This is a genomic window from Bacillus sp. SA1-12 (assembly GCF_000981385.1).
Taxonomy (GTDB): Bacteria; Bacillota; Bacilli; order Bacillales; family Bacillaceae; genus Metabacillus.
In genome coordinates this window covers 43,252-59,870 of record NZ_LATZ01000024.1, presented here as the reverse complement: position 1 = coordinate 59,870, position 16,619 = coordinate 43,252, and the positions used below count along the sequence as shown (strand labels likewise).

Annotated in this window: 14 protein-coding genes; 13 read left to right on the top strand and 1 reads right to left on the bottom strand. The window is 37.8% G+C overall.

The annotated features are described in order from the left end of the window. Nucleotides 1-33 precede the first annotated feature (33 nt). The 5 genes from WQ54_RS14275 to WQ54_RS14255 are packed head-to-tail and all read left to right on the top strand — an operon-like array spanning nucleotide 34 to nucleotide 4,578. Complete coding sequence (locus tag WQ54_RS14275; RefSeq protein WP_046517607.1) at nucleotides 34-942, top strand: ABC transporter ATP-binding protein; 909 nt, start codon at nucleotides 34-36, stop codon at nucleotides 940-942. Then, nucleotides 939-1,685 (top strand): ABC transporter permease, encoded by a 747-nt coding sequence (locus WQ54_RS14270; RefSeq protein ID WP_046517606.1) that lies wholly within the window; start codon nucleotides 939-941, stop codon nucleotides 1,683-1,685. The genes WQ54_RS14275 and WQ54_RS14270 overlap by 4 nt, the downstream gene beginning before the upstream one ends. 14 nt (nucleotides 1,686-1,699) lie before the next feature. Then, nucleotides 1,700-2,425 (top strand): ABC transporter permease, encoded by a 726-nt coding sequence (locus tag WQ54_RS14265; RefSeq protein ID WP_046517605.1) that lies wholly within the window; start codon nucleotides 1,700-1,702, stop codon nucleotides 2,423-2,425. Between the two features lie 27 nt (nucleotides 2,426-2,452). After that, on the top strand, nucleotides 2,453-3,178 hold the full coding sequence (locus WQ54_RS14260) for a response regulator transcription factor (protein ID WP_046517603.1): 726 nt from the start codon (nucleotides 2,453-2,455) through the stop codon (nucleotides 3,176-3,178). Further along, the gene (locus WQ54_RS14255) at nucleotides 3,175-4,578 is read left to right on the top strand and encodes a sensor histidine kinase KdpD (protein ID WP_046517601.1); all 1,404 of its coding nucleotides are present in this window, start codon (nucleotides 3,175-3,177) and stop codon (nucleotides 4,576-4,578) included. Before WQ54_RS14260 ends, WQ54_RS14255 begins: the two co-directional genes overlap by 4 nt. 338 nt (nucleotides 4,579-4,916) lie before the next feature. On the opposite strand, the gene WQ54_RS14250 is transcribed toward WQ54_RS14255, so the two are convergent. Next, nucleotides 4,917-8,348, bottom strand: a complete 3,432-nt coding sequence (locus WQ54_RS14250; RefSeq protein ID WP_046517600.1) for a glycoside hydrolase family 2 TIM barrel-domain containing protein — start codon at nucleotides 8,346-8,348, stop codon at nucleotides 4,917-4,919. A 556-nt stretch (nucleotides 8,349-8,904) separates the two neighbouring features. Between WQ54_RS14250 and WQ54_RS14245 the strand changes: the two genes are divergently transcribed. The 8 genes from WQ54_RS14245 (at nucleotide 8,905) to WQ54_RS14210 (ending at nucleotide 16,584) form a co-directional block, all read left to right on the top strand. Continuing rightward, nucleotides 8,905-9,798, top strand: a complete 894-nt coding sequence (locus WQ54_RS14245) for a sugar ABC transporter permease (protein ID WP_231597533.1) — start codon at nucleotides 8,905-8,907, stop codon at nucleotides 9,796-9,798. 12 nt (nucleotides 9,799-9,810) lie between these two features. Continuing rightward, the gene (locus WQ54_RS14240) at nucleotides 9,811-10,680 is read left to right on the top strand and encodes a carbohydrate ABC transporter permease (RefSeq protein WP_046517598.1); all 870 of its coding nucleotides are present in this window, start codon (nucleotides 9,811-9,813) and stop codon (nucleotides 10,678-10,680) included. 115 nt (nucleotides 10,681-10,795) lie between these two features. Continuing rightward, nucleotides 10,796-12,427 carry an extracellular solute-binding protein gene (locus tag WQ54_RS14235; protein WP_046517596.1) on the top strand — a complete coding sequence of 544 codons (1,632 nt, stop codon included), beginning with the start codon at nucleotides 10,796-10,798 and terminating at the stop codon, nucleotides 12,425-12,427. A 78-nt stretch (nucleotides 12,428-12,505) separates the two neighbouring features. Continuing rightward, a complete protein-coding gene (locus tag WQ54_RS14230; protein ID WP_046517594.1) occupies nucleotides 12,506-13,201 on the top strand; it encodes a YesL family protein in 696 nt (231 codons plus the stop codon). A 35-nt stretch (nucleotides 13,202-13,236) separates the two neighbouring features. Further along, entirely contained in the window at nucleotides 13,237-14,031 is a 795-nt protein-coding gene (locus WQ54_RS14225; RefSeq protein WP_046517593.1) for a Nif3-like dinuclear metal center hexameric protein, read from the top strand. Between the two features lie 305 nt (nucleotides 14,032-14,336). After that, the gene (gene uxuA / locus WQ54_RS14220; RefSeq protein WP_046517591.1) at nucleotides 14,337-15,443 is read left to right on the top strand and encodes a mannonate dehydratase; all 1,107 of its coding nucleotides are present in this window, start codon (nucleotides 14,337-14,339) and stop codon (nucleotides 15,441-15,443) included. A gap of 181 nt (nucleotides 15,444-15,624) precedes the next feature. Beyond that, nucleotides 15,625-16,218 carry a TetR/AcrR family transcriptional regulator gene (locus WQ54_RS14215; RefSeq protein ID WP_046517589.1) on the top strand — a complete coding sequence of 198 codons (594 nt, stop codon included), beginning with the start codon at nucleotides 15,625-15,627 and terminating at the stop codon, nucleotides 16,216-16,218. A gap of 24 nt (nucleotides 16,219-16,242) precedes the next feature. Continuing rightward, nucleotides 16,243-16,584 carry a DoxX family protein gene (locus tag WQ54_RS14210; protein WP_046517587.1) on the top strand — a complete coding sequence of 114 codons (342 nt, stop codon included), beginning with the start codon at nucleotides 16,243-16,245 and terminating at the stop codon, nucleotides 16,582-16,584. Nucleotides 16,585-16,619 lie beyond the last annotated feature (35 nt).

Sequence of the window (16,619 nt, the reverse complement as noted above, 5' to 3'; positions counted from 1 at the left end):
TACCTCTATAGTAAACAAAAACGGAGGGTACCTATGTCTGATTTTATTATAGAAACGAAAAACCTAACAAAGGAGTTTGGAAGGTTTGTAGCTGTTGATCAAGTGAATTTGCAGGTTCCGAAAGGTGGAATCTACGGGTTTTTAGGGCCAAATGGGGCTGGGAAATCTACGACAATACGGATGATCCTGGGACTTGTAAAGGAAACAAACGGAGAGGTGAGGTTGTTTGATCAATCGATTAAAAAGGATCGACTTGCCATTTTAAGCCGTGTAGGTTCGATGGTAGAGACCCCTTCTTATTACAGCCACTTAACAGCATATGAAAATTTGGAAGTAATCAGGCAAATTCTTGGCGCAGATAAAAAGGATATCACTCGGGTGCTTGACATTGTGAAATTAGCAGATGTTCAGCATAAAGCAGTGAAAAAGTTTTCGCTTGGAATGAAGCAAAGATTGGGGATTGCCCAGGCACTGCTTGGCAATCCTAAATTGTTAATTTTAGATGAACCAACAAATGGTTTAGATCCATCAGGTATTATCGAAATTCGTGAACTTATTAAAAATCTGCCAAAAGACCATGGAATTACGATTTTAATCTCCAGTCATATTTTAAGTGAAATTGATTTAATGGCAACACATGTTGGCATTATTAACAAAGGGAAACTCTTATTTCAAGGCAGAATGGAGGAGTTGCGGGAGAGACAAAAAGAAAGAGTCCAATTAGAAGCAGAACCAAGAGCTAAGGTGGAAGCATATTTAAAAGACATTGGTATTCCTTATACAAGTGACCAACGCTTCCTCTATCTAGACCCTGCTATTGAGCCGGCCAAGATCAATCGTGAGCTTATTATGAATGGATATAATGTGCATCAAATAATGCTTAAGAAGCATTCATTAGAGAAAATCTTCCTTGATATTACTGGCAGGGAGGGAGTGGTGTGAAGCTTTTAACATTGATAAAGCTAGAGTTTTATAAGCAGAAAAAGGGTTGGCTATGGCTGTTTTTACTAATTATTCCTGCGGGAACAACCTTAGCGATGTTTTTAGATTTTACGATACGTTATGACTATTTATATCAGAATGCCCTGCATGAAGGTTACACCTCTTGGGATGTCTTGCTAATCGAAAATCACCGTGTGCTGGGATGGGGAATGTTTTTGCCGATGTTTATTGGAATTATTTATGCATTGCTTTATCAAGTAGAGGAGGGCCAGTCGAATTGGAAGCAATATTTGAGTTTGCCAGTAAGGAAAGAAAGTGTGTATCTATCTAAGTTTCTTGCAGGCTTCCTGTTTAGTTTCCTTTTAATCATGTTTAATATGCTTGGCCTTATTTTTGTTGGTTTCGTGATTGGTTTTCCAGAAGCAGTTGAATGGGGCAGTTATGGAAGATATGCAGCCAATCAAGCTGTAATGATTTTAGCAGTGGCCAGCCTGCATAATTGGTTGAGCTCCTATTTTAAAAACAATATCATTCCGATCGTGATCGGATTTGCCGGAGTTATCGTCTCTTCTATGGTGATCTTTATGTTACCTAAAGTGTCGAAATTTTTTCCGTATGCCCTTCCTTTTTACACAGACGGCCTGTTTGAGAATTCATCAGAACTTATTCCAAGCAGTCTCTTGCTCATGCTGGTCTTTGTTATTGGCGGCTTGTGGCACTTTAATCAAAAGGATGTTCTATAGGAGGAAAATGTGAAATGATGACGCTATTAAAGGTAGAATGGTTTAAATTAAAACGATCAAAAATCGTTTACATGACGACGGTCTTAACACTGTTTGCCCTTATTCAAGGGTATCAGTTTGCACGTACGGATAATAGTGAGAATGCAGAAGAAGTATTTAAGGGATTTTTGTATCAAGGAAGCATGGCGGCATATGGCTGGTTGATTCTCCCATTGATCATTACCGTTATCATTGCGATGATTGCTCGAATTGAGCATAGTAGTAATGGCTGGAAGCAGCTATTCGCATTACCTGTTAAAAGAGGGCAGGTTTATGTTGCAAAGCTTCTTATTAGTTTTGTTTTGATTGTCTATAGCCTCGTATTGCTTTATCTTGGGCTTGCGGTTGCAGGGCATATGCTCGAGATTGGGCCGATTCCTTATTTATGGATGGCAAAACGGTTTGGCATGATTTTTCTTTCCTCTCTGCCAATTATTGGTATACTATTTTATGTGAGTTATCGTTTTATGCATGTAGGAATTCCAATGACTCTAGGCGGAGGACTTGCATTTCCAGCAATGCTGGTTGCAAATTCTGAAACGTATTGGATTTTTTACCCATGGGATTATCCGATTGTTTCATCGTTAAACTTTGTATTCGAAATAGGGGAAAAAGGAATGATCATGATCGGTATTTCGATCAGCATTTTCTTGCTGTCTATGCTAGGAGTTTTCCGCTTCCGTACAAAAGATATACTATGAAAATAAATCGTGGAAGGAAATGTAGACATGTCACTAGGAGGAGCAGCCGAAAAAAAAGTTTTACTGGTTGATGATGAAGTCGATCTTTTAAATCTATTGGAAACTGTATTAAAGAAAGATGGTTTCCAGCAAATCGTGAAGGCAACGACTGGTCAAAGAGCTATTGAGCTTTGTGAAAAAGAAAAGCCGGATGTAATTGTCTTGGACATCATGCTTCCTGATATGGAGGGGTATGATGTCTGCAGGAAAATGAGGGAAATCACGTTTGCCCCGATCATTTTCTTGTCGGCGAAATCAGATGAAATTGATAAATTGCTTGGCCTTGGTATAGGGGGAGATGATTATGTCACAAAGCCTTTTAGTACAAAAGAGGTTGTCTTTCGAATCAAAGCACAGCTGCGGCGCAACCAATATATTCAGTTAAGCAATAGTGGAGAGAAGAGTTTAACGTTTGCGGATGTTACGATTTACCCGACTACTGGTGAAGTAAGGAAGGGGGGCAAACTGTTAACACTCACTGCAAAAGAACTCCAGCTGCTTATTTTATTCGCGAAGCATCCAAATCAGATCTTTAGCAAAAGTAAAATATGTGAGATCGTATGGGGAGAGGATTATATTGGATTTGATAATACGATTATGGTTCACATCAGACGTTTGCGGGAGAAAATAGAGGACGATCCAAGCAATCCAGTATTAATTAAAACAGTAAAAGGACTTGGGTATAAACTGCAGGTTAGAGGCAATGAGTCATGAAATGGAAAGTAACAGCACATTTTCTCGTCTTTATGGTCCTAAGCCTGCTGTTATCGCTTTTTGTCTTTTTTACTATATCGATATTATTTCTCTATAGCAATATTGGACGGGAACGCATATTACCGTATCAAAACCCAGGGACCTATACGGTAGACTTTGCTGAGCATATTGAGGTTAAAAATAATCAAATTGTGATTCCAGATGAAAATTTAAACGAACTGGAGCAAGGGGATGTTTGGATCCAGGTTCTTGATGAAAATGGGACAGAGTTGTATAGCCGATTCAAGCCGGAGCATGCCCCAGATCATTATACACCAGCAAAACTTATTCATTATCATAAGTTTACAGGAGCACTTGAGGATTCAACTATTTTTGTTGGAATGCTGAGAAGTGGCAGCAGGGATCTAAGCTATATTATGGGGTTTCCAGAGGAAGTCATTGGAAAGACGAGTCTTTATTATCGCTCAGAAACGCTTTTGTGGGATGCTGTAATTGTCTTCTTTGTTGTTGTTGCAGTTGTCATGCTTATTGCCTTGTTATTCGGCTACTTTTTTAGCAGACGTTTAGCAAAACCAATTGTAAAGATCATTAGCGGCATTCAACATTTAGTAAAAGGTGACTATCGGAAAGAATATGAACCTGCTGGTATTTATCAAACTGTTTTTCTTAATTTAAATGAATTATCATCTACCTTGTTATCAAATGAGGCGGAACGGAATAAGCTTGAAAAGATAAGAGAGGACTGGGTAACGAATATTACTCATGATATAAAAACACCTCTTGCATCAATCAGAGGCTATACAGAGCTTATTCAAAATACAGATTATGAGCTAAGTAAACTTGAACGGAAAAAGTATACTGAGATTATTTTAGATAAGTCTAGCTATATTGAACGGTTGATTGATGATTTAAACCTTACCTATAAATTAAATAGTGCGTCATTCCCTGTAGCCCAAAAGGTCGAGGACCTTGTCGAGATTTTACGGGAATCAGTCATCCAAATCTTGAATCATCCTTTATATGAAGAAACCAATCTCGAATTTTCAGCTAAAATTGAAAACTATCCTAGTAAATGTGATAAATTGCTGTTGCAACGTGCATTTATGAACATCATCTATAATGCCATTGTTCATAATCCACCAGATACATTTATTAAAATTTCGGTCAAGAAGGAGAAAAACCACGTTCAAATCGATATTAAGGATAAGGGAAAAGGCATACCTGAAAATGAGATTGAAAATTTATTTACCCGATATTATCGAGGAACGAATACCGGTGAAACCCATAAAGGGAGTGGCCTGGGCTTAGCAATTGCTAAACAAGTGATTGAAGCACATGGAGGAGAAATAGCGGTTGAAAGTCAATTAAATGAGGGAACAGAAGTTGTGATTGTATTATAGTAAGAAAATTTGTTGTTCTGGCCACAATATTTATTTATTGGCAGGGCAAAATGGGAAAGGAGCTGAAAAGAGGGAATCTCGCAGATATAATCCGAAAATCATCGATAAGCAATTATTTCAGCGCATGACAGAACTTTTCGGCGACCCTGTACAACTTTTCAGCGGATTAGACCATTTTTTCAGCGAGTTCGGCCTATCTTTCAGCGCCCTGTTCTTTTTTCAGCGCAACTTCCTCATTTTCAGCGGATATTTCTTTTCGGTGACACCCTAGACAAGGATCAAAAAATGCATTAGGAGGCAGAATACCTCCTAATGCATTTTTTGGATAGTAACTCTATTTACTTCTCAAATCGGAACCAGCCAAAATCAAAGTTGCTTCCTGGCAGGAAGATGAAGGTCACCTTTTGGACTCCAGTTATTTTGTCTAATTCAAATACACGCTCTGCGTATTCTTCTGAATACGCAAATTCAATTAATTGATTTGTTTCCCCCTCATTGCTGGCAAAACGGATGTGAAGGGTATTTTTATCTATAGGCGATCGGCCGTAAATAATAAGTTTTGAAGCACCCTCGTTTGTAAAATCCATCTCTTCTAATTCTAATGAAACATTATTTCCTATTCCTTCAACACGGCTTTCAGCCAGTTTAAATGTATCACCATAGATGTGGTCACAGTCAGCCGCGTTATTTTGCGCAAAGGCCCGATTTTTTCTTTCAAAGGAAAAACCTTTTATATGGACCTTTTGCTGAAGAACGAAACAGATCGAAGTAATTCCTTTCAGTCTTTTTGATAGGTGATAGGTTTCTTCCTGATACACATTCCACTTTGATTCCTTTTGATACATCACATCTGCTAGACATTCACTTCCGTCTTCATCAGGCATTCCCTCCCAGATTTGCAGAGAATACGGTTCACTCGTTAAGGTGAAGATTGGAATGGTGATCGTATCAGATCCATATGGACCAAAGTCGATATCATGAAAGCCTACCTGTGTTTCGCCATCTCTGCTCGTTGCAACGCCCCTTTCGTTCCCGTTTCCTACCTCACCTTTACTATAATCATACAGTCCTGCAGAAATAAACCCATATGGATCTTTGTAGGCTGTACCCAGGCCAACTGCCTGAAATTCTAATTGGGAGATGAGTTTCGTTTTATCGCTGCCGTTTTTACTTGTACAACGAAGTCGAAACTCGCCATCACCTAATGCCGATATTTTCGCTATATGGCCCATTGCTTCGACCTTGGCGATATTTGACTCAATACCTGCATCATTGACGACACTCCACGCAACATCTTGATAGGAAGTCGTTTCCGGATGTAATTTTACGCTTACATACATTTCCGTTGTTGTTTCATTAAATACTTGTCCTGTATCGCTGATCAATTCGATTTTACGCAGCGGGATTTCTTCCTTGATTCCCATCTCACAAGGTAAATCTTGATTTTCCATATATGCCGTCATCCCAACTATAGGATCCTTTACAGGAAGAGATTCAAATTCAGCGGTTGTGCTTTCAAATCCTTTAGAGGAGACTTCAATTTGAATCTTTCCAGGTTCTAAGGTTCCAGCGATAATGGCCATTAACTTGCCGCTGAATAATCGTCTGGATAATCCTTTGTAAGGGTCATAATCAGTACTATCCCCATTATCAAGTCCGATAAGACGGCCTGAACCTGACACATTAACATGAACTCGATTGTTCGCATTTTCGACAGGATTTCCATCTTCATCCTGCATGGAAATTTCGACAAAAATTAAGTCCTGACCATCTGCAATAAGTTGTTCTTTATCTACCTGCAAACAAATCTTCTTTGCGTCTTTGAAAGATTTCTTCCTATCAGTTGCGATAACGCTCCCATTCTCATCATAGGCAATCGCTTTTAATTCTCCTTCTTCATACGGGATTTTCCACCAGCCAACAAGCTGTGTTCCATGTTCATGGTCAATATCATAGGTTCCAATTGTGTCCCCATTAAATTGCAGTTCAATCTTTGGCGCATTTGAACATACGCGAACATCAATCATCTGTCCTTTATTAAAATCCCAATATGGGAAAATATGAACCATTGGCTTTGTCTTGTAATCTGTCCAGGCTGCTTGATAAATGTAATAGGAATCCTTCTTAAAAGTAGCTGTATCAATTTGTCCAAAATAAGAGTTCTTTGTATGATAAGGCGTCGGTTCACCGATATAGTCAAAGCCGGTCCAAAGAAATTGACCAAGAGAGAAGGGGGTATCTCTTTCTGCTAGAATACATGCTTCAGCTGACTTTGCCCCCCAGCTTGTCGTACTATTCCCAAGTGCAGAGCATTGCTCGTCATCATCTGCAAGAATCGATTTTTCAAATGGGAAATGATAGATCCCTCTGCTTTGTACGACAGATGAGGTTTCACTGCCATAGATAATCCAATCGGGATGCTCCTCATGATGCTTTTGATAATATTTTTCGGCATAATTATAGCCCGCAACCTTCACAAGATCCGCGCATTTTTGCGCATTTTCCCATGGCATATAGTTCGAACCTATGGTCACGCTTGCATTTCCTTTCGGATCAAATTGTCGTACATACTCCATTAGCATTTTTGATACCTCTTGACCTCTTTCATCTGCATGGGTATCATAAATTTCATTTCCAATGCTCCACATGATCAAACTCGGATGATTTCGATCACGCATCACCCAGCTTTTTACATCAATATGAGCCCAATCCTTAAAGAATCTTGCATAATCATATGGCGTTTTTGATCGTTCCCACATATCGAACGCTTCGGAAACGACAAGCATTCCCATCTCATCTGCTAAATCCATCAGTTCCTTTGCTGGCATATTGTGAGCAGTCCGGATCGCGTTAACACCCATATCTTTTAAAATTTCAAATCTTCTTTTTAAGGCTGTTTTATTAAAGGCAGCTCCCAAGGCTCCTAAATCATGATGCTCGCAAACACCATTTAATTTCATTCTTTTATCATTTAAAAGAAAACCTAGAGTAGGATCCAGCGTTACTTTTCTAAAGCCGATATTTTGTGTGATCGTTTCAATTTCTTTTCCTCTTTTATTTGTCGCTTGATCGACGATAACCAATTCGGTTATCAATTGATAAAGAGCAGGTTCCTCAGTGCTCCATAGCAAGGGGTTATCTACAAAAAGCCTTTGCTGATTAATAGAACGTGATGTATCTCCTGGAAATACCCTCTCAAAAGTACTCGCAATCAATTGGTCCTTATACATGAGGGTGTGTAATAGTTGTACTTCTTCATCGATGTTTATGTCTGTGTCGATCTCAACCAGCCAACAGCTGTCCTGTTGGCTGGTTGAAATGTAAATCCCATCTGTCACAATATGATTTATATCTTGCGTCTTTAGCCAGACATTCCGGTAAATGCCAGCTCCCGAGTACCATCTGCTGTTAGGGCTTTGAAACACTGCTTTTACAAGAATTTCATTTTCCCCTTCAACAAGTGCATCTGTGATTTCATGTTCAAACGAGGAATAGCCGTATTTCCATTCGCCAATATATTGCCCGTTTACAAATAGGGAGGAATCCATATACACTCCATCAAAATACAACAGAATTTTCTTGGCCGCCTCAGGCAAAGTAAAGCGCTTACGATACCAGCCAATACTGTTTTCATATAGATTTAATGTTTGATAGATTAGCCAATCGTGAGGAATATCCACAGGTTTAAAGGGCAAAGCTGTATGATCAGTTACTTCTAAACTGCTTTTTGCAAATTCCCAGCCATCATTAAAAAGAATTTTCTTATTCATATTTCGTATACTCGCTTTCTTCTTATTTTTTTGGAAAGGCTCTGAAAATCTATGAAGACTGACACTGATGATTTTAGTGGGGCAGTACATTGTGATTAATACAGTAAAATATTGGTTTTTCTTTGCGTGTATCACCTCTTTAAATACGAAGTTTCAATCAATTTGTTTAACAAAAATCGACAACTTCCGCCATGTTGTGTCATTTCTGTAAAAAAAGTAAAAGAAATGTATTGAATAAAGAGAAAACTTAGTTTATTATATAAACATAGTTACCATACTAGTACATCTAATGTGCAACTGTTAGTTATTAAACTACTATATGTGGGAGTAAAAGTAAATAAAAACTACCATACTAATATTATAATTTCTACTGGTGTTAATCTCTTAGTTTACTGTTTTTTGTCCCTAATTTGTAAGCGTTTTAATAGGGTGGAAATAAAAGTGCAAGATTTAATTATTAATTAAAGTCAGGGGGGCTAATATGGAGGAAGTTAAAATTGGAAAGGCTGGCAATGCGCAAGTATTGAAAGAAGCGAAAACAAGTAAGCTATCCAGAATGGCGACAGTAATACGTAAGGATTGGCAGCTTTACTCATTGTTGATTTTGCCTATTATTTACTTAGTGATTTTTAAATATGGTCCAATGATTGGGAATGTTATTGCTTTTAGAAGATTTATTCCAGGCGGCAATATTTATGGAGAAGCATGGGTCGGCTTTCACTATTTCAAGATGTTTATTAATGACCCGACGTTCTGGAAGGTATTCACGAATACCCTCATAATGGGCGGACTAACCTTATTGTTTTGCTTTCCAATGCCAATTATCTTTGCTTTGTTGTTAAATGAAGTGAAATCGAAAAAATTTAAGAAATTTGTTCAAACCGCATCCTATTTGCCGCACTTCTTATCGATTGTTATTGTTGCCGGGATGATTCTTCAATTGACGGCTATCAATGGTTCGATTAATGCGATTGTTGAGTTCTTTACAGGAGAGAAAATTAACTTTATTCAGCAAGCTGAATGGTTTAGAACCATCTATATTAGCTCAGAGATATGGCAAGGAATGGGCTGGGGAGCCATTTTATATTTGGCAGCGCTAACAACGATTGATGAATCCCTCTATGAAGCTGCAAAAATGGATGGAGCGAATCGCTGGAAGCAAACACTACATATCACCATTCCAGGGATCCTTCCAACCATTGTGACATTGTTAATCTTAAATATCGGCAGCTTTATGGCTGTAGGTTTTGAGAAAATCCTGCTTTTGTATAATCCATTAACCTATGAAACTTCAGATGTTATTTCTACTTATTTATATCGTGTCGGTCTTGAATCAAGTAACTTCAGTTATGCGACAGCGATTGGTTTATTCGAATCTATTATTGGATTGATCTTAGTTTTAACTGCAAACGGTATTTCGCGGAAGCTAACAGAAAGAAGTCTATGGTAGGAGGTGGCTTTCATGCAGGAATCTGCTCAATATAAGATTTTTAAGGTGTTCAATACAATTATCTTGCTTGTTATTGTCTTTTGCACGCTTTATCCATTTTTAAATGTTATTGCCCAATCTTTTAGCAGTGAAGCCTATATCAATGCCGGTAAGGTTAATTTGCTTCCAAAGGGCTTTAATATTGAAACTTATAAAACAGTAGCCAAAGATGAAATGTTTTGGATCAACTATAAAAATACAGTGGTTTATACAGTTGTAGGAACAGTCATCTCAATGTTTTTAACAACGATCTTTGCCTATGCCTTATCAAAAAAACGATTGGTTGGCCGCAGATTTTTAACACTTTTTGCTGTCTTTACCATGTTCTTTAACGGCGGATTAATCCCAAACTATGTATTGATTAATAGCTTAGGGTTTGATAATACAATGTGGGCCATCGTAATTCCGGGTGCAATCAGCATCTATAACATGCTCATCATGAAATCCTTCTTTGAAAATATGCCCGAGGAGCTGGAAGAAGCCGCATCAATCGATGGTTTGAATACGTATGGCATTCTATTAAAAATCATCTTGCCGCTCAGTAAGGCAGTTCTTGCAACAATGGTCCTTTTCTATGCAGTAGGACACTGGAATTCATGGTTTCCAGCCTTCCTATATCTCGATCAAAAAGAGTTATTTCCAGTTACAATCTATCTTAGAAACTTGATTGCCGGTGTTACTGGGGGTACTTCAGCAGGAGCTACATCTGCAGATAACTTAACGCAAATTTCATCAAACATAAAATCGGTGACGATGGTACTTACGATTTTACCAATTTTGACAGTATATCCGTTTGTGCAAAAGTACTTTGTTTCAGGCGTCATGCTGGGATCTGTTAAGTAAAGTCAGGGGTAATGATACTCAGGAGGATAAGCGTATAGTGATATTCGTTGGCAGAAACTGAAATGGAGCTAACGCTTTTCTAATAAATAAATAGATACAAAGGGGAGGAAGAGAAATGAAACATGCTTCTAAAAGGTTGATGTCTGTTTTTACTTTACTAGTTGTATTTGTGATGGTTATTGCAGGTTGTTCCAGTAACGAAACTGGAAGTGAAAGCACCGAAATCAAACCATCCAAAAGTGCAATGAAAGAATATGGAGTTGGAGATACCTTTAAAGCTGGGGAAGAATTTGAATTACCAATTCTGTACATGGATCAGCCAACTTATCCATATAAAAAAGATTGGTTGTTATGGGATAAAATCAAGGAAACCACAAATGTTACACTGAAACCTACGATTGTCCCGCTGAGTGACTATTCACAAAAAAGAAGTTTGTTAATTAGTTCAGGTGACGCTCCGTTAATTATCCCTAAAACATATCCTGGGGAAGAGTCAGCATTTGTATCTTCCGGAGCTATTTTGCCAATCAGTGATTATATTGATAAGATGCCGCATTTTAAAGATAAAGTGGAAAAATGGAAGCTGGAAGATGAGTTAGAAGGCTTACGTCAAAATGATGGCAAATTCTATTTGCTTCCAGGTTTACATGAAGAGGTTTGGCCAGATTATACCCTGATTGTCCGTGCAGATATTTTTGAAAAGCATAATATTGCGATTCCAAAAACGTGGGATGAATTATATGCAGCGATGAAAAAGTTAAAAGAATTGTACCCGGATGTTACACCGTTCTCCGATCGATTCACTTTCCTTAGTACACTGAATATTGCTGCTACAGGATTTGGTACAAAAGCTGGCTGGGGTTTTGGAAATGGTTTAAAATATGATGAATCAAAAGATGAATTTGTCTATGCACCTACGACGAACGAATATAAAGAAATGTTAACTTATTTTAATAAGTTAGTTTCAGAGGGATTATTAGATAAAGAAAGCTTCACACAAGAAGATGATCAAGCGATTCAAAAATTTGTTACTGGTAAATCCTTTATTATTAACGGTAATTCACAAACAGTTGTTTTACACAGAGCGGACATGGATAAAAACTTAGGTAAAGGAAATTACTCGATTGCAAAAATTACGGTCCCAGGCGGCCCTGCAGGTCAGCTTATGTCAGGTTCTAGATTAGAAAATGGCGTTATGATCTCTGCAAAGGCAAAAGAAAGCGAGAACTTCGAAGCGATTCTGCAATTTATTGACTGGCTGTATTATAGTGATGAAGGCCAAGAGTTTGCAAAATGGGGTGTTGAAGGAACAACCTACATGAAAACTGACGGTGTAAGAAAATTAGTAGACGACGTCAATTATAATGGTTTAAATCCGGCTGGTACGAAGGATTTACGTGTTGACTACGGATTCTCTGGCGGTGTATTTGCATATGGCGGAACAACAGAGCTCTTACACTCAATGTTTAGTGAGGAAGAAATCAAATTCCAAGAAGATATGGCAAAAACAAAAACAACGATTCCGGCAGAGCCTCCAATTCCATATACAGTAGAAGATAGAGAACAGGTTACATTATTAAGCACACCGCTTAAAGATTATACAGATCAAAACACACTGAAGTTCATCTTAGGTGAGCGTGATTTAAGTGAATTTGACGCATTTGTTAAAGAATTAGAAGGTCAAGGGTTACAGCAATATTTAGATGTTGCGAATAAAACGTACCAAGAGTATAAAAAGTCTAAATAGTAAAACAAGTTAGGTTGTCCCTTCAAGAAGGAAGGGGCAGCCTGATTTTACTAGTTAAGAAAAAGAGGGTGAATGATCATGGAAGAAAAAAAGGAATTTGGTCAAGGGATCTTATTTATCGCAACAAACTATATATATTGGCTGCTAATAACCAATATTTATTTCATCTTAACGAATAGTCTGTTTATCTTTTTCTTTATGACATTAAAACCCTCTTTCTCTAATATTATCGTTTACTTTTTAGCGTTACTCCCAACAGGACCGGCGATAGCAGCGCTATGTTATTCGATGGAAAAGCTAGTAAGAACAAAAGAGTTATCACCGACACGAGATTTTTTCTATGGTTATAGAAAAAACATCAAAGATACTTTTTCTGTGTGGCTGCCAATACTCATTGTCTACTTCATCTTATTAGTAGATTTACAATATCTCCGCCAGTCAGCATCTGAAACAAGTCAAATCTTATCCATTGTTATCTTCATCCTTACGATCGTTTGGACGACGCTTTGCTTAAACGTTCTTATCATTAATTCTCGTTATAAATTCAGGGTCAGGGATGTTTGGAAGCTATCCGTTTATTATAGCTTTATGAAATTTAAGAATACGTTTGGGAATTTGTTGATTCTATTTATTGTCGGTTTTCTAACCGTTATGACAACAGATTTTTTCATTGTCTTCACAGCGAGTATCATTGCATTCCTTATGATGCTCAATATGAAAGAAATGCTTGGGGATATAGAAATGAACTTTTTAAAGAAAACTTCTGAAAATTAGCAAAGAGAAGTGCATCTGTTAGGGAGTTGATCAATATGACCATCAAAATTCAAGATGTGCTGGATAAATTAATGGAACCTGTTAACAAGCTTGAAACAACCGTTGATAAGCTTTTATTTGGGGATCCTTCCACAGAAGTGAAAGGAATAATCGTTACATTCGTAGCATCACACGATGTTCTTCAGCATGCAATAGATTTAGGAGCAAATTTAATTATTAGCCATGAAGGGATCTTTTACAGTCATCAAGAGAATGGAGAGCATTTGAAAGAGGATCCGGTATACATGGAAAAAAGAAGGTTTATTGAGCAATCGGGTGTTGCGATTTACCGGTTTCACGATTACGTTCATAAGTATCAGCCTGATGGCATTATGGAGGGACTCATTCAGGAATTAGATTGGAATGCATCGATCGAAAAGCATCATCCAACATCTGCTATCCTGACAATTCCTTCAATGACCGTTAAGGAAATTGCAGAGTATATAAAAGAAAAGCTGGGAATTTCGTTTGTCCGTGTAATTGGTGATTTGTCATTAAGATGCACTCGGATTGGATTGTTAGCAGGATACAGAGGCGGAGGGGACCTGACCATTCCATTAATCCAACAAGAAAATCTTGATTTGATTCTTTATGGTGAAGGTCCTGAGTGGGAAACTCCTGAATACATTCGAGATGCGCATGAACAAAACAGAAAGAAGGCAGCCATTCTTATTGGACATGCCGCCAGTGAGGAACCAGGAATGAAGCATCTTGCAGAAGGAATGAAGTCCTTATTCCCAAGTATTCCTGTTCACTTTATTTCCGAAAAGAATCCTATTCAATTTTTATGATCAAAATAAATGGTTCACACTCACTTGAATTTAAAAGACAGTTTTTGCAAGCTTTGTTGGTGAATATCACAAGGAAGTAATATTAACCTTATTCTACTTGAAGGCAAGGTTCCTTATGTTAACAAACACTTCTCTGTTGTTAGCTGCCTGATGATTGGAGCGGAAGGCGTACGCCTGTAACAGAAAGCAACAGACAAATTTAAAACCCCTTATTTAAAGAACCACAGTCTTTAGTAAAAATTTTTCAACAATTACTTTTCAACATTACTGACTAACTATGATCAAAAGCAAGGGAGGCTTTTAAGGTGAAAATCACATTTCGATGGTTTGGCAAACATGATGATACTGTTATGCTTGATCAAATTAGGCAAATCCCAGGAATGGATGGGATTGTTGGTGGTCTGCATGATATTCCTGCAGGGGAAATCTGGCCGCTTGATCAAATACTTGCTTTAAAGAAAGAAATTGAAGACAAAGGATTGAATTTGGAAGTAATAGAAAGTGTTAATATCCATGAGGATATCAAGCTGGGCCTGCCTACTCGTGACCATTACATAAAAAATTATCAGGAAACAATCCGAAATTTGGGACAAGCTGGTATCAAGGTTATATGTTATAACTTTATGCCTGTATTTGACTGGACAAGATCTGAGCTTGCCAAGGAGTTACCTGATGGATCTACTGTTCTCGCATATGAAAAAGCAAAGGTGGAGGGGGTTGACCCTGAGGTTATTATAAAGGAAATCGAAAACTCCTCAAAAGGCTTTTCAATGCCGGGATGGGAGCCAGAGCGAATTAAAAATATTAAGCGGGCATTTGAGCTCTATAAAGATGTAACCGAGGACGATTTATTTGAGAATCTGCGATACTTCCTAGAAAGAATTATACCAGTTGCAGAGGAATATGACGTTAAAATGGCAATCCATCCAGATGATCCGCCATGGTCTATTTTTGGCTTGCCGAGAATTGTCACATGCAGGGATAACCTAGAACGGATTGTCAAATTAGTAGATAGTCCATACAATGGGTTAACCTTATGTTCAGGGTCGCTTGGCGCCAACCCAGAGAATGACATTCCTTCAATCATGAGGCACTTTTCAGCAATGGGACGGATTCCATTTGCACATGTTCGCAATGTAAAAATCTATGAAAATGGCGATTTTTTTGAAAGCTCTCATCGCAGCTGTGACGGTTCACTGGACCTTTATGAGATTTTAAAAGCATTACATGATACCGGATTTACTGGCTATATTCGTCCCGATCACGGCCGGATGATCTGGGGTGAACAAGCCAGACCTGGTTACGGACTCTATGATCGAGCTTTAGGCATTATGTATATTTTAGGGATATGGGATAGTTTGGAAAAGGTAAAACAAGCACAACTTAGTGCTGGAGATCAATCAAAAGCATAAATAGTAATATTATTCGATGATCTAGCGAATAGCTGGGTCTTTTTTTATATCCACAAGTATTTTTACAATGTTAAGTTTTGGAAAAAACATTGACGTTGTATTTATTTACCAGTATGATAAAAATAAATTTTGTTACTCATGAGTAACGTTATTAGTAAGTACTATGAAAGCAGGAGCTCGTATGTCCAAAGAAAAAGGATTAAAAGGGAAAGAGAGTAAAGCAAGGATTAAAGCTGCAGCAGCTTATGAGTTTGCCAAACATGGATTTCATCAGACAAAGATAAGTAACATTGTGAAGCGGGCAAGCTTAACACAGCCTGCGTTTTATCTCTATTTTTCTAGTAAAGATGCCATTTTTAATGAACTTGTCAATGAATTTAGGACGAAGCTATGCCAATTAATTGAAGCCCAGCGGTTATCTCCGCTAATGGAAAAAGATGAACTTATTAAGCAAATGACTGCCTCCATAGAAAAACTATTTGAATTTTTTGCTGAGGATCCTAATTTAACACGAATTGGTCTAGTTCTCGCCCCTGATTCAGAGATATTTAAAGAAAAGCTAATAAAACTAGTTGCTGACAACTTACGCTTTGAGCAGCGTTCAGGAACATTTCGTTCAGAATTGTCGATGGAAATTGCAGCTGTCTGCATTCTTGGGATGATTGAACAATTGATTTTTCAGTGTTTATTAAAAAATAAGAGTAATCCAATAAAATTAGCGGAAGAGGTTGTGAAGTTGGTGATGAGCGGCATGATGGAATCTGGCTCAGTATAATTTGATCAAGGAGTGAAAAGGAATATGGCAATAAAAATCCTTCAACTTATATTAACGGTGTTTATAGGGCTGGGTGGAGTAATCAAAATCATTAAACCAACATTTCAGATTGAGCATTGGAATCTTTACCAATATCCAATGTGGTTTATGACGGTGACGGGCATAATGGAGATCATAGCTTCTCTTGCATTAGCACTTGGTTTTTGGAATCGATATTACACGCTGATTGGATGTAGTATTATCATTGTGTTAATGCTGGGAGCAATCTATACTCATATCTTCAGAGTACACCAAGCTTTTAAAATGGCTATTCCTTCAACACTTTGTTTACTGCTGGCTATTATTATTTTTGTTCGATATTACTAGATTGATAGAATAAGAAACTCCTTGCATTACGTTAA